Genomic DNA, 20714 nt, shown 5'->3' on the forward strand with positions numbered 1-20714 from the left:
AGGGTGGATCCGGTGAATGATGAGATCGGCACGCCGCTGCGTACCTGCGTCGGCTGTCGGCAACGTTCACCACGTGATCGCCTCATCCGGTTCGTTGTGCGTTCGGGCACGGCTTGTTATGACCCCCAAGCCAGTGCACCGGGGCGCGGAGCCTGGTTGCATCCGGATGAGACGTGTCGAGCGGCGGCGCTAAAAAATGGCGGATTCAACCGCGCATTCAAAACGCGCATTACGTCGGTCGAGACGATCAACCAGTAAGACCGGTCCAATGTGGACCACCAACGAGGAAAGCGGGTTGGAAGCCGATGGGCACCCGATGAGTACCCAGCGATGAGCTGCCAGCACAACTAGCGGTCTGTTTCCTGTGCGGGAACGGACCCGGACAGGAGAATTGTGGCAAAGTTGCGTGTCCACGAGCTCGCCAAAGAGCTCGGTGTCGACAGCAAGACCGTGCTCGCGAAGCTAAGCGAGCTCGGAGAATTCGTCAAAACAGCGTCCTCGACGGTCGAGGCACCCGTAGCCAAGCGCGTACGCGATGCCTTCCCGAAAAAGGACGAGGCTAAGAAGGACGCCCCGGCAGCTAAGCCGAAGGCGTCCCCCAAGCCAACGGCCGGCGCGAAGCCCGGCCCAGCAAAGAAGAGCGGACCGGCCGAAAAGGCCGAATCGGCGACGCCGAGCCCGAAGCCCGCGCCCAAGCGCCCGGCGGCTCCGACGCCGGCCGACGTTACCGGCCAGTCTGCTCCGGCCCCCGAGGCGCCCAAGCCGGAGTCGAGCTCACCGGAGTTCCAGGCACCCAAGCCTGGTGCCCGCGCACCGCGCCCCCAGGCACCCAAGCCCGGCGGCCAGCGTGGCGGCGGCGGTCCGCGTCCCGGCAATAACCCGTTCAGCTCCTCGCAGGGCATGGCCCGTCCGGGTCAGCGCGGCGGGGGACAGCGCGGTGGTGGCAGCGGTGGTCCGCGTCCCGGCAATAACCCGTTCAGCTCCTCGCAGGGCATGCCCCGTCCGGGCGGCTCGGGCGGTCCCCGTCCCGGGCAGCGTCCCGGTGGCGCGCGGCCGGCTCCCGGCCCTCGCCCCGGTGGCGGCGGTGGCCCACGTCCGAACCCGGGCATGATGCCCGATCGCTCCGCCGTCTCGCGCCCGGGTGCCCCCGCACGTCAGGGCGGTGGCGGCGGCGGCCGTGGTGGCCGCGGTCGTGGCGGCGGCCCCGGCGGCGCTGGTGGTCCCGGCGGTGGCGGCGGCTTCGGTCCTCCGCGCGGTGGTCGCGGTGGTCGCGGCTCGACGCAGGGCGCCTTCGGGCGCGGCGGCGGGCGCGTGCGTGGCCGGAAGTCCAAGCGCGCGAAGCGGCAAGAATTCGAGCAGCAGTCAGCGCCGTCGATCGGCGGCGTCCAGATCCCGCGCGGCGATGGCACGACCGAGATTCGGATCCGCGCCGGCGCCTCACTCACGGATTTCGCTGACAAGATCAACGTCAATCCCGCATCGCTCGTCACGGTGATGTTCCACCTCGGCGAGATGGTGACGGCCACGCAGTCCGTCGACGAGGACACGTTCCAGGCCCTCGGCGCCGAACTCGGCTATGTCGTGAAGATCGTCTCGCCCGAAGACGAGGATCGTGAGCTGCTGGAAGCCTTCGATATCGACCTCGACGCGGAAGCGGCTGGGGAAAAGGGCGAGGATCTTCCCAAGCGCCCACCTGTTGTCACCGTCATGGGCCACGTCGATCACGGCAAGACGAAGCTGCTGGATGCTATCCGCCAGACCAACGTCGTGGAAGGCGAAGCCGGCGGCATCACCCAGCACATCGGCGCCTACCAGGTCCGCGTCCCGCACGAGGGCCACGAAGAAACGATCACGTTCATCGATACCCCGGGCCACGAGGCGTTCACCGCCATGCGTGCCCGTGGTGCCGAAGTCACCGATATCGCGATCCTCGTGGTCGCGGCCGATGACGGCGTCATGCCGCAGACGGTCGAAGCTATCAACCACGCGCAGGCGGCCGGCGTGCCGATCGTCGTCGCGATCAACAAGATCGACCGCGAGGAAGCGAACCCGGACAAGATCAAGGGCCAGCTCACCGAGTACGGTCTCGTGCCGGAAGAGTACGGCGGCGAGACGATGTGTATCGAGGTCTCTGCTAAGCAGCGCCTGAACATCGACAGCCTCCTGGAGGCCGTCCTGCTCACCGACGAAGCCGCGCTCGAACTCACGGCCAACCCGGACAAGGACGCGCGCGGCGTCGCGATCGAAGCGAACCTTGACCGCGGCCGCGGTTCGGTTGCGACGGTGCTCGTGCAGTCGGGCACCCTGCATGTCGGCGATTCGATCGTCGCGGGCACGGCCTTTGGTCGCGTCCGTGCGATGTTCGATGAGTACGGTGAGAACGTCGACGAGGCGGGCCCGTCCCGCCCGGTCCAGGTGATCGGCCTGACGAGCGTACCGCGCGCAGGCGATACCTTTCTGGTAGCGCCCGATGACCGCACCGCCCGTCAGATCGCTGACAAGCGTGAGGCCGCCGAGCGTGCCGCGCAGCTGGCCAAGCGCCGCAAGCGCATCTCGCTGGAGGACTTCGATGCCGCCCTGAAGGAAGGCAAGGTCGAAACCCTCAACCTCATCCTCAAGGGCGACGTCTCCGGTGCCGTCGAGGCTCTCGAAGACTCCTTGCTCAAGATCGATGTTGGCGAAGAAGTCCAGCTGCGGATCATCCACCGCGGAGTCGGTGCGATCACGCAGAACGACGTCAACCTCGCGACCGTCGACAACGCGGTCATCGTCGGCTTCAACGTCCGCCCCGCCGAACGCGTGGGCGAACTGGCCGATGCCGAGGGCGTGGAGATCAAGTACTACTCGGTCATCTACGCGGCGATCGAGGACATCGAAAACGCGATGAAGGGCATGCTCAAGCCAATCTACGAAGAGGCGCAGCTGGGAACGGCGGAAATCCGCCAGATCTTCCGCTCCTCCAAGTTCGGCAACATCGCGGGCTCCATTGTCCGCTCCGGCACCATCAAGCGCGGCAGCCATGCCCGCTTGCTGCGCGACGGCATCGTCGTAGCCGACAACCTCAAGATCGAGTCGCTGCGTCGTGAAAAGGACGACGTGACCGAGGTCCGCGAGGGCTTCGAGTGCGGTATTGGCCTTGGCAACATCAAGGACATCGCCGAAGGCGACACCATCGAGACGTGGGAGATGCGCGAAAAGAAGCGCGACTAACCACGCAGTCGACGCGGGCCGGTATTTCCATAGCGGAAATGCCGGCCCGTGCCATATCCTGACCTATTCGTCGCTGACACGCGGATCGTAAAACAGGGGGAAACCATGCAGCTTTCAGCTACAACCATCCCGGTTCCGGGACGCCGCACCGGCGATGCCGACACCGACGCAGCCCTCGCGCGCTATGACTCGATGGCATGCCTATGCGCCGTCGAGGTCCTCATCGGCGAACCACCTAGTCGCCATGACGCAGCGCCGGCTGCCGGGCCTAGTGCACGGGCCGAAGGGCCCGAAGCGAGCGCGCCAGCCCGCCTAGAATGAGGTACGTGGCCGCGCCTAGGTGGCGCGCGCCAGCCGGACAGTGCAGCCCGGCCGAACCTTAGCCACGGAGACCTGATGCCCGCATCAGCACACACTCGCCCCGTCGTACGTCTTGAGCGCCCGAACAAGATCCAGCTCACCGGCATCATCCTCGGGGTCCTTGCCTTCCTCGTGCCCTTCGTCGTCGACATCCCCGGGCTGGCGCCCGAGGGCGAGCGGATGCTCTCGATCTTCCTGCTCGCGATCGTCTTTTGGGTGACCGAGGCGATCCCGCTCGTCGCGACGGCCGTGCTCGTCATCCTCTTTGAGGTGCTGCTCATCTCCTCCGCGGCGCTCCTGCCGGTGGGGGAGCAGGCCCTCGGTGCGAAGGCCTATTTCGCGGCGCTGGCCGACCCGGTCATCATCCTGTTCCTCGGCGGGTTTTTGCTCGCCGACGGGGCCGCGAAGTTCGGCCTCGACCGCAACCTGGCGGCCGTCATGCTCAAGCCCTTCCAGGGCTCCGGCCGGATGACGGTGCTGGGGCTCATGGGGATTACGGCCGTGCTGTCGATGTTCATGTCGAATACGGCGACGACGGCGACGATGTTTGCCGTCGTCATTCCAATCCTCGCGGTCATGTCCGACGCGAAGGCGCGCGCCGGGCTCGCGCTGTCGATCCCCGTCGCGGCCAATATTGGCGGCATGGGGACTCCCGTCGGGACGCCGCCGAACGCGATCGCGCTCGGCGCGCTCGCCTCCCACGGCATCCAGATCTCCTTCCTGAAATGGATGATGCTCGCCGTCCCGCTCATGCTCATCGTGCTTGCGATCGGCTGGTTCGTCATCGTCACGTTCTTCATCCCCAAGGGCACGAACCTCGAGCTCGCGCTGCGCAGCAACTTCGATCGCTCCGCGCCCGCGCGCATCTACTACGTCGTCGCGGGCCTGACCGTCGCGCTGTGGATGACCGAGCCGCTGCACGGCATCAACTCCAACGTCGTCGGCTTCATCCCCGTCGCGATCCTGCTCGCGACGCAGGTCATGACGGGCGATGACCTGAAAATGCTGCAATGGCCCGTGCTCTGGCTCGTCTCCGGCGGCATCGCGCTCGGGGTAGGCGTGGGCGCTTCGGGCCTGGATGAATGGCTGCTCGGCTCGGTGAACTGGACCGCGATGAGCGTGACGGGGCTGATCGTCGTCCTCGCGGCGATGGGGCTCGGCATGTCCAACGTCATCAGCCACTCGGCCGCCGCCAACCTCCTCATTCCGCTGGCGCTCGGGCTCGGCTCGGCGATCGCGCTCGACATCGTTCAGGTGGGCGTCATCATCGCGCTCGCGTGTTCGCTTGGCATGTCGCTACCGATCTCCACGCCGCCGAATGCGATCGCCTATGCCACGGGCGAAGTCCCCACGAAGTACATGGCGCTCATCGGCGTCATCGTTGGGCTTGCCGGCGCGGTGCTGCTCGCCTTCGTCATGCCCTGGTTCTGGACGACGCTGGGCCTCCTATGACCGATCGCATCCGGCCGCTGCGGGTCGTCGTCGTTGGGCACGGTGAGCCCGCCGACGACGTCGCCGCCGAGCTGCGCGCCGTCGTCGATGAGGCGACCATCGTCTCGACCTATCCCGACGTCGCGGCGGTGCGCGCCGAGCTGCCGGGCGACCGCGAGGTGCCGCTGCTCGTCATCCTGCCTGGGCTCGGGCCGGCCGATCAGCGCATCGATGCGCTCGCGGCGATGGAAGAGCTCGCGGGGGCGCGAGTGCTGCTGCTGACCTCGCCGGGCGATCACGCCGACGTCGCGCGCGCCGTGGACTCCGGCACCGTCGACGCGTTCGTCGCGCTGCCGATGACGAGCGGATTCTTGGGCCAGCACGCCTCCTCGCAGATCGCGCGCTGGCTGCGCCTGCACCACCCCGGCGCGCTCGCCGTGCTCGAGGAGCAGGACCAGGCCGCCAGGGCGGATTCGCCGAAGTCCGAGCTGTTGCGCGATATTGAGGCCTCCAGCCACGTCGTGGAAGGCGAGCTCGTCGCCGCGATTGAGCGGGCGCTCGGGCCGCGGCCGCGCCTGCACCTGCCGGCCGGGGTGCGCCTGACCCGCCAGGGCCGGAGCGTCGACGGCGTTTTCGTTGTGATCTCCGGCCGGGTCGCGCTCACCCGGCACACCGAGGCCGAGGACCTCCTGCTGCATCACGCCTCGACGGGGCCCGTCGTCGGGCTGCTGAGCCTGTCACGCTCCCAAAAGGCGTTCTTTACCGCGACGACGACCACCGACGTCGTCGTTATTCACCTCTCGATCGAGCAGCTCGATCGCGCCCTCGCCCTCGACGCGGAAGTGGGCGCGGCGCTCGCGGCCGTCGCCATCCGCGGGTTCGCGGCGCGGTTGCTGCGCAGCGAGCAGCTGCAGGTCGAGCGCAATGACCTCAACATCGCGCTGGAAAAGGAGCGCGCCCAACTGGCCACCGCCCTCAGCCAGCTGGAGGCAGCGCGCCTGGAGCTCATCGCGCAGGCGCGGTTTGCCACGCTCGGCGAGCTATCGGCCGGCCTCGCCCACGAGCTCAACAACCCCGTCGCAGCCCTGACCCGCAGCGCCGATCACCTCGCCGATGACCTCGACACGCTGCTCGCCAGCCACCCGGACGGCGCCGCCCTCACCGCGACGATCACCGCCGCCCGCACCCGCGCCCCGCGCTCGACCGCCGAGGAACGCCGCCTGCGCCGCGCGCTCGAAAAGCTCACCGACGCCGCCACGGCCTGGCGCCTCGTCACGGCGGGCATCGCCGATGAGACCGCCGCGCGCGGGGTCCTTGCCGAGGGCCCCGCCGCCGTCGACCGCTTCGAACTCGCCAGCCGCATCGGCGCCCAGCTGCGCGGCATCACCGTCGCCACCCGCCGCATCACCACCCTCGTCACCTCGCTGCGCTCCTACGCACGGCCGGACGAGGAAATCCTGCCCGCGATCGATCTCGCCGAAACGCTGGACGACACCCTGCACCTCGTCTCGCACCGCCTGCGCGATATCGAGATCGTGCGCGATTACACCGCCCGCGGCCGCGTGCCCGGCCACCCCTCCCAGCTCGGCCAGGTCTGGACGAACGTGCTCGTCAACGCGGGCGAGGCGCTCGCCGAACACCGCCCGCAAGGCGGCGGCGTCATCACCATCACCGTGGCCGACGCCCCCGGCGATCGCGTCTGCGTCACGATCGCCGATAACGGCCCGGGCATCGATCCGGACGTCCTGCCGCAGGTCTTCCAACCCCATTTCACGACGAAACACGGCACCGTGCGCTTCGGCCTCGGCATGGGGCTCGGCCTCGCTGCCCACATCGTCAACGAACACGCCGGCTCGATCGATATCGACTCGCAGCCCGGCGCCACGAGCGTCACCGTCTGCCTACCCACAACCAAGGAGTAAGACATGCGACTTGCCATCATCGTGCTAGAAGACGAGGCCGAAGTGCGCGCGGCCCTCGCCCGCGATCTCGCGCCGATCGCCGAGGTCGCGCGCGTCGAGTTCGCCGAGGATGTGCCCGACGCCTGGCAGGTCGTCGACGAGATCGATGCCGACGGCGACCCGTTCGCCCTCATCCTGGCCGATCACCGCCTACCGGGCACGACGGGCGTCGATTTCCTCGTCGCCATGCAGTCCGATGCGCGCACGGCCGCCGCCCGCACCGTGCTCGTGACGGGCCAGGCCGATCAGGACGACACGATCCGTGCCGTCAACGAGGCCGGGCTCGATCACTACATCGCCAAGCCGTGGTCGCCCGCCGAGCTCATCGCCGTCGTGAAAAACCAGCTCACCGATTACGTCATCGAGCAGGGCCTCGACCCGCTGCCGCACCTGCGAATCCTTGATGCGGTGCGCGCAATGGACGGCATTCGCGAGCGCTACTAGCCTTAGAGGCATGTCTGATCCACAACGCGCCCGGCGGCTCGCCGAGCGAATCAAGGTCATCGTCGCAAAGCTCCTGGATTCGCGCATCAAGGACCCGCGCCTCGGTTTCGTCACCATCACCGACGTGCGCATGACGGGCGACCTTCAGCACGCCTCGATCTTCTACACCGTCTTCGGCGATGAGGAGCAGCAGGCCGGCACCCAGGCGGCGCTCGAATCCGCGCGCGGCCTGATCCGCAGCGAGGTCGGCAAGGGCACCGGCGTGCGCCTGACGCCAACGATCGAGTTCATTCCCGACGCCCTGCCGGAATCCGCCGCCGCGATCGACGACGCGCTGCGCCGCGCCGCGGCCGCCGACGCCGAGATCGCCGAGCAGGCCGCCACCAAGTCCTATGCGGGGGAGGCGGACCCGTACAAGAAGCCGCGCGTCGATGAGTAACGGCCCCAGCGGGTTTGTCCTGATCGACAAGCCCGCCGGCCCCACCTCCCACGGCGTCGTGGCGGCGCTGCGCCGCGAACTGAAAACCCGCAAGGTCGGCCACGCCGGCACGTTGGACCCGATGGCGACGGGCCTGCTCATCGCCGGGGTCGGGCGCGCCACGCGGCTGCTGACCTACCTCGTCGGGCTGGATAAAACCTACGAGGCGACGATCCGCCTGGGGGAGGCGACGACGACGGACGACGCCGAGGGGGAGTTCCTCTCCGCGGCCGCGGCCGCGCCCGCCTCCGACGACGCAACAGCGCCCGACGCTTTCCGCCTCTCCGACGCGCAGATCCTGAGCGCGCTCGAGGCCTTCCACGGCGACATCCTGCAGCGGCCCACTGCTGTCTCGGCGATCAAGGTCGACGGTAAACGCGCCTACGACCGCGTGCGCGCGGGCGAAGACGTTGAACTCGCCGCCCGCCCGGTCACGATCCACGAGCTCGAGCTCGTCTCCGGCCCGACGCCTACCACGGGCAAGAGCGGGGCCGGCGTCATCGATCTCTCGATCCGCACCCGCGTCAGCTCCGGCACATACATCCGCGCGATTGCGCGCGATCTGGGCGCCGCGCTCGGCGTGGGCGGCCACCTCACGAGCCTGAAACGCAGCGCCGTCGGCCCCTTCACCCTGGACGATGCGAGCGAGCTCGCGGCCCCCGAGCTGCTCGATCCGCTCGCGGTCATGAGCCGCGTCCTACCGGTGCGCGAGGTTAGCGAGGCCGAGGCAGCCGATCTGGCCCAGGGGCGTTTCCTCGACCCCGTCGAACCTCCCGAGCCCGCCTCCGCCTCCGCCCCCGCACCGACCCGCACCTCAGAGTTCGCCCTCGCCGCTTGCGACGGCCGCCTCATCGCCGTCATCACCACCCGCGAGGGCAAGACGCGGCCCGTCATCGTCCTGGAGGCGCAGTGAGCAGCGTCGTCACCATCGGAATGTACGACGGCGTGCACCGCGGCCACCAAGCGGTCCTCGCCGCCGCGCGCGCCCAGGCCGATCGCCGTGGCGTGCCCCTCATCGTCATGACGTTCGACCCGCACCCCGTCAAGGTCCACCGCCCGGGCGCCTACCTCACCGAGATCACCACGCTCGAGCACCGCATCGATCTGCTGACCTCGCTCGGCGTCGATGACGTCGACGTCGTGCCATACAGCCTCGATTTCGCCGCGCAGTCCCCGCGCGAGTTCGTCCAAACCTTCCTGCTTCAGCGCCTCGGCGCCGCCTGCGTCGTCGAGGGCGAAGACGTGCGCTTCGGCGCCGGAAATGAGGGCGACGCGGCCTGCCTCGCTGCCCTCGGCGCGGACCTCGGCTTCGACGTCGAGATCGTGCGCGACCTGCACGATCCGCGCACCGGGCGCCGCTGGTCCTCCACCTGGGTGCGCGAAGCCCTGCTGAAGGGCGACGTGCGCGAGGCCGCCTACGTCCTCGGCCGCCCGCACCGGGTGCGCGGCGAGGTCGAACACGGCCTAAAGCGCGGCCGCGAACTCGGCTTCCCGACGGCCAACGTCCACGCCAAGGGCGTCGGCGTCGTCCCAGCCGATGGCGTCTACGCGGGCTGGCTCATCCGCTGCAATGACGCCACCGAGCAGCGCCTACCCGCCGCCATCTCGGTGGGCACCAACCCGCATTTCGACGGTGAGCGCCGCACGGTGGAGGCCCACGTCCTCGGCCGCGCCGACCTCAACCTCTACGGCGAGACGGTCGAAGTCGAGTTCACCGAACGCATCCGCGCGATGGCGAGTTTCGATTCCCTCGACGAGCTCCTCGCGGCGATGGATAACGATCTGGCCGAAACCAGCCGCATCCTTGGTATCCCAGCGGCCTGCCGTGTCGACCCAAGCCACGTCACTGCACGCTAAAGTAGGCACATGTCCTCCCAGACTGCACCGAAGCAGCACGGCCTTGCCCTGCCAGCCCTGACGGCCCTCGTCGTCGGCTCCATGATCGGGGGCGGCATCTTCGGACTGCCCTCCCAAATGGCGCGCGCCGCAGCCCCCGGCCCGCTCATGATCGGCTGGGCCATCACCGGCTTCGGGATGCTCATGCTTGCCCTGTCCTTCCAATCGCTGGCCATGCGCCTACCGCGGCTCGACGGCGGCATCTACGGTTACGCCCGCGAGGGATTTGGCGACTTCATCGGTTTTTGCGCCGCCATGGGCTACTGGATCGGCGTCTGGATCGGCAACGTCGGCTTCCTCGTGCTCCTCATGAGCTCGATCGGCACCTTCGTGCCCGCCTTCGAAGGCGGCAACACGTGGATCGCGATCGCGTGCGCCTCCGCGCTGCTGTGGGTGGTGCACTACCTGGTATTGCGCGGCGTGGAGACCGCAGCGATCGTCAACGTCATCGTGACGATCGCCAAGGTCGTGCCGCTGCTCGTCTTCATCATCGTGACGTTCTTCTTCTTCAAAGCCGGCTTTTTGACCGAGAACTTCTGGGGCGACAACGCCGCAGTGAGCGTCAACGGAACGAGCGAGGAAACGCTGCTCGGCTCCACCATGAGCCAGGTCGCCGGCATGATGCTCATTACCGTGTGGGTGTTCTCGGGCGTTGAGGGCGCCTCGATTTTCTCCCGGCGAGCCCGCGAGCGCCGCGACGTCGGCCGCGCCACCGTCCTCGGATTCCTCTTCGTCCTCGCCCTCCTGATCGCCGTCAACCTGCTGTCGTACGGCGTGATGAGCCAAAACGAGCTCTCGCACGTCGCCGACCCATCGCTCGCCGGCGTCTTTGCTCACGTCGTCGGCCCGTGGGGCGCGAAATTCATCTCCGGTGGCCTCATCATCTCCCTGCTTGGCGTCCTGCTGAGCTGGATCCTGCTCGCCACCGAGATTTTGCGGATTCCCTCCCTCGACGGTGTCATCCCCGAACGCATCGGGCGCCTCAACTCCCACGGCACCCCGCGCATCGCGCTGTGGATCACGAATATCTGCGTACAGATCGTCCTATTGTGGACGGCCTTTAGCGAAAAAACCTACGAGTTCCTAATCCTGCTCGCCTCCGGCGTCTTCCTGATTCCCTACACGCTCGTCGCGCTCTTCCAGCTGCTCAGCTCCTTCAAACCCAGCGCCCCCGACGCCCAGCAGGTGCGCAAACGCGATACCGTGATCGGTTTCCTCGCGACGATTTACGGCACCTGGCTCATCTACGCCGGAGGTCTGGAGTACTTCTTTGGCTCCATCACCGCCTATCTCGTTCTCACGCCGCTGTATGTCGCCGCACGGCGCGAATCCGGCCACCGCGGGATCTTCAAACCCGTCGAATGGGCGGTCCTCGCATTCCTCATCGCTGGCACCATGACCTTCATGTGGATGCTCGCCACCGGACGCGCCTCGTTCTAGGGTGTTTGATCGCACATACCGAACGTCGTTGCCCGCTCCGCTGATCGCGAGGTGTGCGTGATAACCTAGCGGTTGCCGTCATTATCGGCCACGGATGCGTCGTGCCTGGGAGAACCTGCCCCGAGGCTCTGTGCAACAAGTAGAAGGAGAAGCCTGTGCCGCTGAGCAAGGACGTCAAGGAAAAGATCATCGCCGAGTACGCCACCCATGAGGGCGACACCGGCTCCCCCGAGGTCCAGGTTGCGCTGCTGAGCCAGCGCATCAAGGATCTGACCGAACACTTCAAGACCCACAAGCACGATCACCACTCACGTCGTGGTCTCATGCTGCTTGTTGGTCAGCGTCGTCGTCTTCTGGACTACCTGAAGAAGATCGACATCGAGCGTTACCGCTCCCTCATCGAACGTCTCGGCATTCGCCGCTAGACGGAATCGGCCCGGGGTAACTCCCGGGCCGTTCGTGCACTTGGTGCGCGAAGCAAACCCCAACTGAAGAGCGCCACACCGCCTGCCCGGTCCTCGGTGGTGGCTCCCGGAACAGTCGAGTCCGTGAGCTTCGATCGATGACCGTCGGGGGAGTGGCCATGACACAGGAAGGTGCCATGGAAGGCCCAGAAATCACATTCGCCGAAGCCGTCATCGACAACGGCTCGTTTGGAAAGCGCACGCTGCGCTTTGAAACCGGGCGGCTCGCCCGCCAGGCCGCCGGAAGCGCGGTCGTCTACCTCGACGAGGACACCATGGTCCTGTCGGCCACCGCTGCCGGCAAGAACCCCAAGGATCAGTTCGACTTCTTCCCGCTGACCGTCGATGTCGAAGAGCGTCAATACGCCGCGGGTAAGATCCCCGGCTCGTTCTTCCGCCGCGAAGGCCGCCCGGGAACCGACGCGATCCTCGCCTGCCGCCTCATCGACCGCCCGCTGCGCCCCGCCTTCGTTAAGGGCCTGCGCAACGAGGTGCAGATCGTTGAGACGATCCTCGCGATCCACCCCGACGACGCATACGACGTCGTCGCCATCAACGCCGCTTCGATGTCGACCCAGATCGCCGGTCTGCCGTTCTCCGGCCCGATCGGTGGCGTGCGCATCGCGCTCATCGACAACCAGTGGGTGGCCTTCCCGCGCTACTCCGAGCTGGAGCGCGCGGTCTTCTCGATGGTCGTGGCCGGCCGCATCGTGGGCGACGACGTCGCCGTCATGATGGTCGAAGCCGAAGCCACCGATAACGCGTGGGACCTGGTGAAGAACCAGGGCGCGACGGCTCCGACGGAAGAAATCGTCGCCGAGGGCCTCGAGGCCGCCAAGCCGTTCATCAAGGCGCTGTGCGAAGCCCAGCTCGTCGTTGCGGAAAAGGTCGGCAAGCCGACCGCCGAATTCCCGCTGTTCCTGGACTACCAGGACGACGCGTTCGAGGCCGTCGAAAAGCACTCGACCGACTACCTGTCCAAGGCGATCGCGATCGTCGGCAAGCTGGAGCGCGAAGCCCAGATCGACGCCGGCCGCGACGAAATGCTCGAAGCCCTCGGCGAAGAATTCGAGGGCCGCGAGAAGGAACTGTCCGCCGCCTACCGCGCGCTGACCAAGAAGCTCGTGCGTCACCGCACCCTCACCGAAGGCGTGCGCATGGATGGCCGCGGCCTGAAGGACATTCGTACCCTGTCCGCCGAGGTAGAAGTTCTGCCACGCGTTCACGGCTCGGCAATCTTCGAGCGCGGCGAGACCCAGATCCTCGGCGTCACGACCCTCAACATGCTGCGCATGGAGCAGCAGATCGACTCCCTGAGCCCGGTCACCTCCAAGCGCTACATGCACAACTACAACTTCCCGCCGTACTCCACCGGCGAGACCGGCCGCGTTGGCTCCCCGAAGCGCCGCGAAATCGGCCACGGCGCCCTCGCCGAGCGCGCCCTCGTGCCCGTGCTGCCCACCCGCGAGGAATTCCCCTACGCGATCCGCCAGGTCTCCGAGGCACTCGGCTCCAACGGCTCCACCTCGATGGGCTCCGTGTGCGCCTCCACGCTCTCGCTGCTGCAGGCCGGTGTGCCGCTGCGCGCCCCCGTCGCCGGCATCGCCATGGGCCTCATGACCGACGAGGTCGACGGCGAAACCCGCTACGCCGCCCTGACCGACATCCTCGGCGCCGAAGACGCATTCGGCGACATGGACTTCAAGGTCGCCGGCACCCGCGAGTTCGTCACCGCCATTCAGCTTGACACCAAGCTCGACGGCATCCCCTCCGAGGAACTGGCCAAGGCCCTGTCCCAGGCCCGCGACGCGCGCCTGCACATCCTGGACGTCATGAACGAAGCGATCGACGCGCCCGACGAGATGGCCGCCACCGCGCCGCGCATCATCGCCGTGAAGATCCCCGTCGACAAGATCGGTGAGGTCATCGGCCCCAAGGGCAAGATGATCAATCAGATCCAGGAAGACACCGGCGCCGAGCTCACCATTGAGGACGACGGCACCGTCTACATTGGCGCCTCCGACGGCGCTGCCGCGGACGCCGCCCGCGACGCCGTCAACGCGATCGCCAACCCGCAGATGCCCGAGATCGGTGAGCGCTTCGTCGGAACGGTCGTCAAGACCACGACCTTCGGTGCGTTCGTCTCCCTGTCCCCGGGCAAGGACGGGCTGCTGCACGTCTCCCAAATTCGTCGCCTCGTCGGCGGCAAGCGCGTCGAGAATGTCGACGACGTGCTGCCCGTCGGCTCCAAGGTCCAGGTCGAACTGGCCGAAATCGATGACCGCGGCAAGCTCTCCTTGAACGCTGTCGTCGAAGGCGAAGAAAACGAAGACGGCTCCGACGATGCCGACTCCCGCGAGGATTCGCCCCGCGAAGAGCGCTCCGAGCGCCGCGGTGGTCGCGATGACCGTCGCTCCAACGGAGATGACCGCCGCCGCGAGCGTCGCCCGCGCCAGCGCACCCGTCGTCGCCGCGAGGATGACAGCGAGTAAGCTCGCCTAACTCACCAACGAAACCGGCCAGGTCCCATAGCGGACCTGGCCGGTTCCCTTTGCCCCGGCCGCCGCCCAGCCGGCAGCGTTACACCTGATCTCGAAACATGAGCGCGCGGCGAGTTAGCCGCCCATTCCGCTACCTTTAGGTCATGATTACCGTCGCCGTATCCGGGGCTCACGGCCGTATGGGCTCCACCGTTGTTCAGGCCGTCTCGGCAGCTAACGATCTCGAGCTCGTCGCGGAGCTCGATCACGAAGACGAGATCTCGACCGATACCGTGCGCGGTGCAGATGTCCTGGTGGACTTCACTGTCCCTGCGGCGGCGCAGACCAACGTGCTCGCGGGACTCGCCGCCGGATGCCATGTCGTTGTCGGAACGACGGGATGGACACCAGAGGCCATCGACAGCGTGCGACAAGCCGCTGTAGACAGCGGACGAAACGTCATCATCGCGCCGAACTTCGCGCTATCAGCCGTTCTTGCGATGCACTTCGCGGCGCTTGCGGCGCCCTATTTTGAGTCGGCAGAGGTCATCGAGCTGCACCACCCGAACAAGCTGGACGCCCCGAGTGGTACCGCCCAAGCGACGGCGAAGAAGATCGCTGAGGTCCGCGGCTCAGCGCCGATGCCCGATGCGACGGAGCATGATCCGCAGGGCACGCGCGGCGGCCTCATTGACGGCGTGAGGGTTCACGCGCTGCGCATCAGCGGGCTCACCGCGCACGAAGAGATTCTGCTAGGAAACCCCGGCGAGTTGCTGACTATCCGCACGGACTCCTTCGATCGGGCGTCCTTTATGCCGGGTGTGCTGCTCGCGATTCGGAAGATTCCCCAATTGCAGCCGTTGACCTACGGCCTCGACCAGGTGATGGACCTGCCGGGGCGGTAGCTGCCGGACGCCACACCACGATGGCGATCACTGCCGCAACCACGGCGATCCCGCCGAGGATTGCTGCCGTCGACGACAATCCAATCCGCGCCCCGAGATTTCCGGCAAGCGGGTAGGTCACAAGGAAACAGGCATGCGACAGCGCGAACTGAGCTGCAAAGACCGCGGGCCGGTTGGACTCCGTCGACCCTCTGCGCAGCAGTCGAGCCGAGGGGGTAAGGACCGCCGATGTTGTAGCCCCCAAGATTGCCCACAGGATCAGCAGCCTCGTCCATGACAGCTCTGCGGGCGAGGCGCTGAGCGTCGCGGCAACGGCGAGCGTGGTTAAGGCGAGTAAAGCCGAACCTGCGAGCATGACGGGTCGATCCGAAACCGCCCCAAGGGCCCGCGGCAAGAGCAGGGCGACCACCATCGAACCGAGCCCGTAGGCGGCGAGCAGTACCGCGACGTCCTGTTCCGGGCGCGAGAGGTAGGACTGCACGAGGACGACGGTGTTGACGATCACGAATGAGCCGCACGCCGCGACAACGACATTGATCGCAAGCAAAGCGCGCAGCTCCGCGGAACGCACAAACACCCGAACGCCGCGCGTCAGCCGGTCAACGAACGGTGCCGCATCGCTGGCTGCCATCGGTGGAAAGGTCGTGAGGGCGACCAGCAATCCGGAACCTACAAACCCCACAACCGTCCCGATGAACAAGTCGTTGAACGGGATAACGGTGAGCAGCGCCGCCGCGAGCATGGGGGAGAGGACTGCTTCGAGGTCATAGGCGAGACGAGACAGTGACAGCGCGCAGGTGTAATCGCGCTCCGCGGGAAGAATCTCGGGAATGACCGCCTGAAACGTCGGCGTGAATGTCGCCGAGGCGGCCTGCAACACAAAGATGAGCACGTAGATGTGCCACGTCTCCGTCACGAACGGCAGGCCGACCGCCACCAATGCTCGCACGATGTCCGCGGCAATGAGGACATGCTTGCGCGGGAGAGACGCGGTGAGGGCGGCCATCACTGGAGAAACGGCGACGTAGGCGACCATCTTGATCATCAGGGCGGTTCCCAGCACGATGCCGGCATTCCCGCCCGCGATATTGAAGGCGAGCAATCCGAGCGCGACGGTCAGTAAGCCGGTCCCGATAAGTGCAATGACCTGGGCACTGAACAGTCGGGCATACGACGGGTTTTTGAGAACGGCGAGCATGGCGATCAGTGCTCGTGGCCGGGCGCCGCCGCGACGATGTGTTCGGCCTGGTGGATGGCATCGGAGACAAGATCGCTCGCGTGGGTATTAGCCAACCGGTAGAAGACGCGCGTGCCTTCCTGCCGGGTGAGGACCATCTTGGCCAGTCGCAGTTTCGCGAGGTGCTGCGAGACCGCAGCGGGAGACTTCCCGGCAATCTCAGCAAGCGTGTTGACGGGGAGCTCGCCCGCGCGCAGGGCCAAGATAATGCGGATCCGAGTGGCGTCCGCGAGCATCGAGAACACCTCGACCGCGAGCTCTACGTCAGTCGAATCAGGCGTGTGCGTCGCGGGATCAGTGTGACCCCACGTTTCTCGGCTATCTGCATTCATACGCAGATTATGACATACGGCGACGCGGGACTCCAGGGGCGTACGATGAGGGTGTGAGGAAGCTCGCAGCGACGGTGTTCGGCGCGGCCCTGATCCTGGGGGCCTGCGCAGGCACCGAGAAGATTTCTGGGCCAGTGCCGTCAGCCACGTCAGGCGGCGCCGCGGTTCCGTGCGTGTCGTCCGACCTCGTATTGAGTGTCCGTGTACCCGACGACGAACGGGCTGCCGCCGGTTTCATCGTCGTAGACATCAATGCGGCGCATGCGCGTGGCTGCACGATAGAGGGCTATCCGAAGGTGACGTTCTCACAAGATAGCGACGGCACCCCGCTGGGGGATCCCGCGGAGCAGCAGCCAGGGACAACTGAGTCCCTTCGCGTCACGCCCGATCGAGCACTGAGCGTCGTCCTGCAACTGCGCGACATGTCCGCCTTCGGTTCGGATTGCGAGCCCATGCACGTGAGTGGTTTATCGATCACCCCGCCGGGCGGCCATGGCACCCAGTTCGTGGAATACCCCGCGACGGTCTGTACCAATCTCGACACCCCCATGCTGAAGGTGTGGCCCGTCGGGGTCAGTCTGGACGATATCCAGCAAGCAACACGCTAGCTCTCGCGCGCCGGAGTAAGCGTGTACCACCCGACCTGGCTCAGCACCTGGCCGACAACGTCTAGGTCTCGCTTGATCCCGAGCGGCGCGAACCCAGCGGAAATCAGGAAGCGGGTGCGGCTTTCCTCCCCGGCAACGGCCCACGTCGCAACGCCGGAAAAACCAAACGTGTCGGCATAGTCCATCAGGGCCGCGAGCAGCCGTGAGCCATGCCCGGCGCGCTGATCGGCGCCTCGAACGTCCAGGCCGGTGATCTCCGCGTGGATGACGCCATGGCCGTCCGGGGTCTGGACGGGCTCCGGCAGCGGAACGAGCGTGCCGTAACCGACCACGCGATTGGCTCGCAGCGCGACGACGACAGCGGAGTTCTTCGGCAGCGACTTAATCGTCTGGCGCCATGAGGACGTGCCGTCCGTCTCCTCGATCAGCTGCCGCGCGGCATCCGGAACCTGGCCGCCAAAGGCGGCGGCGATGTCCTCAGTCAGGGCGGAGCGTTGAATAGCCCAGAGCGCCTCGGCGTCCTCGGCAAGGGCAGGGCGGACGGAAACATCAGGCAACGGCATGCTCCCACCCTACCGAGGGATGGCACCGTCGTACTTTTGGCTAGCCCGCTCGCCCCGAAAGCCAGCTGAAACGGGCCACCAGAGTGATGTCAACGCACGCCCATTCGCGCACGCTTGATCGTATGGATGGACGTAGTGAGATCATTATCGACCTGGCCGCAGTTGCCGATAATGTTCGACGATTCGCAGCGATGGCCGAGGTCATCGCGGTCGTGAAAGCCAATGCCTTTGGCCACGGGGACGTTCGCGTAGCCCACACCGCGATGCGCACCGGCGCCTCGGGGCTCGGCGTGACGACGTACCACGAGGCCTTCGGGCTTCGACGGGCGGGGATCACTGCTCCGATCCTCACCTGGCTCATCTCGCCGGGCGATGACCATGAGGCAGCGCTCGCCGCCGAGCTCGATATCGCCGTCGGCACCCTCGACGTGCTCGAGGCCATCGCGCGCGTCTGCGTCACGACGCGGCGCACCGGGCGAATCCACCTGCACGTCGATTGCGGCATGAACCGCGAAGGCGCGCGCAGCTCGGAGTTGCTGCCGCTCATCCACCGGTCCCGCGCCCTGGAGCGCGCCGGCCTCATTCGGGTGATCGGCCTCATGGGACATTTACCCGACGCGGGACTCGGGCCCGAACACAACGAGGAGGGCTTAGAGCTTTTCGCCGCCGCCTACCATCAGGCCTTCGTCGCCGGACTCCGGCCCGCCGGACGGATCCGGAATGGGAATTGAGTCTATGACAGCAAGGGCCCTCGCAGTTGGTGGAACCGCGCGCGTCTGGCGCGAGGGCGACATTGTGACGTCCCACTTCTCGATCCCCATCACCCGACATCAGGAAATCCGATGAACACTCCGATTCGCGTCATCATCGTCGATGACCAGGCACTCTTTCGGACCGCGATTGCGATCCAACTCAAAGCACTTCCCGACATCGACGTTGTCGGCGAGGCAGAAGATGGGTCAGCAGCAGTGGCAATGGCTGACGAGCTTCGGCCCGACGTCGTCATCATGGACATTCGAATGCCTGACATGGATGGTGTGGAGGCAACGCGACGGATCGTTGGCAACAATCCCGACGTCCGCGTCCTTATTTTGACCACTTTCGATCTCGACGACCGTGCGACGACGGCCATTCGTCACGGTGCGGCCGGCTTTTTGTTGAAGGATGCTTCGCCGGCGCAGCTAGCTGAAGCGATCCGCACGGTCCATCTTGGTAATGCGGTTCTGGCCCCCAATGATCTTTCCACGCTCATGGAGGGTAGCTTCCGCACTCGCGAGAAGCTGCCCGAGGCATTTCACGGCCTCACGACTAAAGAACGCGAAGTCCTGATGATTATTGCGGAGGGACTATCGAACGCTGAGATCGCTATGCGGATCGGCGCTTCGGAATCGACGGTCAAGAGCCATATCTCGGCGCTGCTACGAAAGCTCGACCTGCGCGACCGAGTTCAGCTTGTCGTCTTTGCGTACGAGCACGGCCTCTTGGACTAAGGGAGGCAGCAAAAAAGCCGCTCCGATTCTCATCTGAAGTATCGGAGCGGCTTTCTTTTGGCAGTGGAATGCTGCCCGCATCAAAAAGGTGGTGGTCCGTTGAGGGCTTCGTCGAAGCGCCAGTCGTTGGCTAGGGCGACGCCGCGCGACTGTCCTGCCGCATTGGTAATCGCTGCATCGGTGGTCGCGGGGGTGGCGTGGGGTTGATCGTCTGGGCCGGTCGGCGCGTTGCTTTCGGTGTTGCCTTTGGGGCGCGGGATATCGCATATCGGTGACGTGAGGCGCGGATGGTAGATCGGTTGTTGGTCGGGATCTATTCTTCGGGGTGGCCGAGCTGCTGGGATCCCGTTCTCATCGATGATGATGGTCCAGCTGTTGGGGTCGCCGGGTGGTTTCTCGACTCGGGGATGATGCCGTGAGCACACCAAGGCAAGGTTGGTGAGGTCAGTGGGTCCGCCGCTTTCCCACGAAACAATATGGTGCGCTACGCATCCTTCGGGTGGGTCGGTACACATGGGGAAGACACACCCGCCATCCCGGAGGGCTAGGAGTTTTCGAAGTTTTTTGGAGGCGAGGCGGGTTTCTCGTCCGCGGTCTGCTTCGCACGTGTCCCAAATGTGGCGGGTACGCTCCGGGAACGCCACTGTGGGGTCCGCAAGGATCGGAGGAGCCGGCGGTGCCGGCGTCAACTCGGCAGTTTCCGCAACGGTTACGGTAGCTACCGTCGTGGTAGCAGTGGGGCGAGATGAGTCGCCATTGGTGAAGCCATCGTCTGCCATGATGCGGTCGATAAGCGACTCGGCATCATCTTCAAAAGAGTCCGCTTCCGGGCCTTCGATGCCAGCACCGTTGCCGCTGTTACCACCGGAGTGATTCGGGTCGGGACGAGTACCTCCGCCACCGCTGCCGTAGGGGCCGGGACCATCGAACGGGTCCTGACCGTCGAATGGGTCTTCGCCGTCGAAGAGATCTTTGGAAGGATCTTGATCTGTCGGGTCCTGGCTGTTGTCGGTGTCGTTTCCGGTGAGGTGGGTGAGGTCGTCTGGTTGGGGTGGGTAGTGGCCGGTCATGGTGGTGAACAAGGCATCCAACAAGCGTGTTTTACGGTCGGCGGCTTTGCGGGTTTTGCTGTGGCGTTGGGCTCTGGCGATGGCTTCGGCTTTCTTCTCCAACGCTGGCATCAAGATGCGTAAATATTCGGCGGGGATGTGGGCGAACAGGTTCGCCCCAAACTCCCCATCCTGGATCAGCGTGATCGCGAGCCCACGCTCATCAAAGGACTGCTTGCGTCGTTTGGCTGTGGCGGCGTTGTTGGCTTTGCGGAGGGCTTCATCCAGCATCTCTAAGGTGGTGCGGCATTTCTTGCGGAACTCACCCGGTACCGGAGTCTCCGCCTCCTTCAGGAGGGCTGCTTC

General features: G+C 66.2%; 20 protein-coding genes. 16 read left to right on the forward strand and 4 right to left on the reverse strand.

All coding sequences use genetic code 11. The features are described 5' to 3' along the window. Positions 1 to 12: 12 nt before the first annotated feature. The 13 genes from BLU67_RS10380 to dapB all read left to right on the forward strand — a co-directional run bounded on the left by BLU67_RS10380 (position 13) and on the right by dapB (position 15069). Positions 13 to 258 (forward strand): YlxR family protein, encoded by a 246-nt coding sequence (locus BLU67_RS10380; RefSeq protein WP_222842471.1) that lies wholly within the window; start codon positions 13 to 15, stop codon positions 256 to 258. A gap of 135 nt (positions 259 to 393) precedes the next feature. Further along, a complete protein-coding gene (infB, locus tag BLU67_RS10385; RefSeq protein ID WP_222842472.1) occupies positions 394 to 3210 on the forward strand; it encodes a translation initiation factor IF-2 in 2817 nt (938 codons plus the stop codon). A 105-nt stretch (positions 3211 to 3315) separates the two neighbouring features. Beyond that, on the forward strand, positions 3316 to 3531 hold the full coding sequence (locus BLU67_RS12145) for a hypothetical protein (protein WP_143027410.1): 216 nt from the start codon (positions 3316 to 3318) through the stop codon (positions 3529 to 3531). A gap of 75 nt (positions 3532 to 3606) precedes the next feature. Then, entirely contained in the window at positions 3607 to 5022 is a 1416-nt protein-coding gene (locus BLU67_RS10390; protein WP_092565677.1) for an SLC13 family permease, read from the forward strand. After that, positions 5019 to 6923: a sensor histidine kinase gene (locus BLU67_RS10395; protein ID WP_092565679.1), complete on the forward strand. Its 1905-nt coding sequence runs from the start codon at positions 5019 to 5021 to the stop codon at positions 6921 to 6923. The genes BLU67_RS10390 and BLU67_RS10395 overlap by 4 nt, the downstream gene beginning before the upstream one ends. A gap of 3 nt (positions 6924 to 6926) precedes the next feature. Further along, positions 6927 to 7406 (forward strand): response regulator, encoded by a 480-nt coding sequence (locus BLU67_RS10400; RefSeq protein ID WP_092565681.1) that lies wholly within the window; start codon positions 6927 to 6929, stop codon positions 7404 to 7406. Positions 7407 to 7416: 10 nt separating this feature from the next. Then, positions 7417 to 7845, forward strand: coding sequence for a 30S ribosome-binding factor RbfA (gene rbfA / locus BLU67_RS10405; protein ID WP_092565683.1), 429 nt, complete (start codon positions 7417 to 7419; stop codon positions 7843 to 7845). Further along, the gene (gene truB, locus BLU67_RS10410; protein WP_092565685.1) at positions 7838 to 8797 is read left to right on the forward strand and encodes a tRNA pseudouridine(55) synthase TruB; all 960 of its coding nucleotides are present in this window, start codon (positions 7838 to 7840) and stop codon (positions 8795 to 8797) included. The genes rbfA and truB overlap by 8 nt, the downstream gene beginning before the upstream one ends. Further along, complete coding sequence (locus BLU67_RS10415) at positions 8794 to 9741, forward strand: bifunctional riboflavin kinase/FAD synthetase (RefSeq protein WP_261977102.1); 948 nt, start codon at positions 8794 to 8796, stop codon at positions 9739 to 9741. Before truB ends, BLU67_RS10415 begins: the two co-directional genes overlap by 4 nt. Before the next feature lie 9 nt (positions 9742 to 9750). Beyond that, on the forward strand, positions 9751 to 11220 hold the full coding sequence (locus BLU67_RS10420) for a basic amino acid/polyamine antiporter (RefSeq protein WP_092565687.1): 1470 nt from the start codon (positions 9751 to 9753) through the stop codon (positions 11218 to 11220). 155 nt (positions 11221 to 11375) lie between these two features. Further along, positions 11376 to 11645 carry a 30S ribosomal protein S15 gene (rpsO, locus tag BLU67_RS10425; RefSeq protein ID WP_092565689.1) on the forward strand — a complete coding sequence of 90 codons (270 nt, stop codon included), beginning with the start codon at positions 11376 to 11378 and terminating at the stop codon, positions 11643 to 11645. 176 nt (positions 11646 to 11821) lie between these two features. Then, positions 11822 to 14176, forward strand: coding sequence for a polyribonucleotide nucleotidyltransferase (locus BLU67_RS10430; protein WP_092565691.1), 2355 nt, complete (start codon positions 11822 to 11824; stop codon positions 14174 to 14176). 152 nt (positions 14177 to 14328) lie between these two features. Then, positions 14329 to 15069: a 4-hydroxy-tetrahydrodipicolinate reductase gene (gene dapB, locus BLU67_RS10435; RefSeq protein WP_092565693.1), complete on the forward strand. Its 741-nt coding sequence runs from the start codon at positions 14329 to 14331 to the stop codon at positions 15067 to 15069. Here the strand turns inward: dapB and BLU67_RS10440 are convergent. After that, complete coding sequence (locus BLU67_RS10440) at positions 14975 to 16267, reverse strand: MFS transporter (protein WP_092565695.1); 1293 nt, start codon at positions 16265 to 16267, stop codon at positions 14975 to 14977. The two genes, dapB and BLU67_RS10440, sit on opposite strands and share 95 nt — an antisense overlap. 5 nt (positions 16268 to 16272) lie before the next feature. Continuing rightward, on the reverse strand, positions 16273 to 16638 hold the full coding sequence (locus tag BLU67_RS10445) for an ArsR/SmtB family transcription factor (protein ID WP_092565697.1): 366 nt from the start codon (positions 16636 to 16638) through the stop codon (positions 16273 to 16275). Between the two features lie 53 nt (positions 16639 to 16691). Between BLU67_RS10445 and BLU67_RS10450 the strand changes: the two genes are divergently transcribed. Continuing rightward, positions 16692 to 17246: a DUF4232 domain-containing protein gene (locus BLU67_RS10450; protein ID WP_176780785.1), complete on the forward strand. Its 555-nt coding sequence runs from the start codon at positions 16692 to 16694 to the stop codon at positions 17244 to 17246. Here the strand turns inward: BLU67_RS10450 and BLU67_RS10455 are convergent. Next, a complete protein-coding gene (locus tag BLU67_RS10455; RefSeq protein ID WP_092565701.1) occupies positions 17243 to 17809 on the reverse strand; it encodes a GNAT family N-acetyltransferase in 567 nt (188 codons plus the stop codon). The genes BLU67_RS10450 and BLU67_RS10455 overlap by 4 nt on opposite strands. A 122-nt stretch (positions 17810 to 17931) precedes the next feature. Between BLU67_RS10455 and BLU67_RS10460 the strand changes: the two genes are divergently transcribed. Together BLU67_RS10460 and BLU67_RS10465 are read left to right on the forward strand one after the other, a co-directional pair. Next, a complete protein-coding gene (locus BLU67_RS10460; RefSeq protein WP_176780786.1) occupies positions 17932 to 18540 on the forward strand; it encodes an alanine racemase in 609 nt (202 codons plus the stop codon). Positions 18541 to 18651: 111 nt separating this feature from the next. Next, entirely contained in the window at positions 18652 to 19299 is a 648-nt protein-coding gene (locus BLU67_RS10465) for a response regulator (protein WP_092565705.1), read from the forward strand. An 80-nt stretch (positions 19300 to 19379) separates the two neighbouring features. Here BLU67_RS10465 and BLU67_RS10470 read toward each other — a convergent pair. After that, a partial coding sequence (locus BLU67_RS10470; RefSeq protein ID WP_143027411.1) for an HNH endonuclease signature motif containing protein occupies positions 19380 to 20714 on the reverse strand: 1335 nt, incomplete at its 5' end.

This window comes from Bowdeniella nasicola (assembly GCF_900107735.1).
Taxonomy (GTDB): domain Bacteria; phylum Actinomycetota; class Actinomycetes; order Actinomycetales; family Actinomycetaceae; genus Bowdeniella; species Bowdeniella massiliensis.

Excerpts from the sequence above, each read along its gene's own strand:
- BLU67_RS12145 (WP_143027410.1), top strand. The coding sequence starts at position 3,316 with ATGCAGCTTTCAGCTACAACCATCCCGGTTCCGGGACGCCGCACCGGC.
- BLU67_RS10390 (WP_092565677.1), top strand. The coding sequence starts at position 3,607 with ATGCCCGCATCAGCACACACTCGCCCCGTCGTACGTCTTGAGCGCCCG.
- BLU67_RS10395 (WP_092565679.1), top strand. The coding sequence starts at position 5,019 with ATGACCGATCGCATCCGGCCGCTGCGGGTCGTCGTCGTTGGGCACGGT.
- BLU67_RS10400 (WP_092565681.1), top strand. The coding sequence starts at position 6,927 with ATGCGACTTGCCATCATCGTGCTAGAAGACGAGGCCGAAGTGCGCGCG.
- rbfA (WP_092565683.1), top strand. The coding sequence starts at position 7,417 with ATGTCTGATCCACAACGCGCCCGGCGGCTCGCCGAGCGAATCAAGGTC.
- truB (WP_092565685.1), top strand. The coding sequence starts at position 7,838 with ATGAGTAACGGCCCCAGCGGGTTTGTCCTGATCGACAAGCCCGCCGGC.
- BLU67_RS10420 (WP_092565687.1), top strand. The coding sequence starts at position 9,751 with ATGTCCTCCCAGACTGCACCGAAGCAGCACGGCCTTGCCCTGCCAGCC.
- BLU67_RS10430 (WP_092565691.1), top strand. The coding sequence starts at position 11,822 with ATGGAAGGCCCAGAAATCACATTCGCCGAAGCCGTCATCGACAACGGC.
- dapB (WP_092565693.1), top strand. The coding sequence starts at position 14,329 with ATGATTACCGTCGCCGTATCCGGGGCTCACGGCCGTATGGGCTCCACC.
- BLU67_RS10440 (WP_092565695.1), bottom strand. The coding sequence starts at position 16,267 with ATGCTCGCCGTTCTCAAAAACCCGTCGTATGCCCGACTGTTCAGTGCC.
- BLU67_RS10445 (WP_092565697.1), bottom strand. The coding sequence starts at position 16,638 with ATGAATGCAGATAGCCGAGAAACGTGGGGTCACACTGATCCCGCGACG.
- BLU67_RS10455 (WP_092565701.1), bottom strand. The coding sequence starts at position 17,809 with ATGCCGTTGCCTGATGTTTCCGTCCGCCCTGCCCTTGCCGAGGACGCC.
- BLU67_RS10460 (WP_176780786.1), top strand. The coding sequence starts at position 17,932 with ATGGATGGACGTAGTGAGATCATTATCGACCTGGCCGCAGTTGCCGAT.
- BLU67_RS10465 (WP_092565705.1), top strand. The coding sequence starts at position 18,652 with ATGAACACTCCGATTCGCGTCATCATCGTCGATGACCAGGCACTCTTT.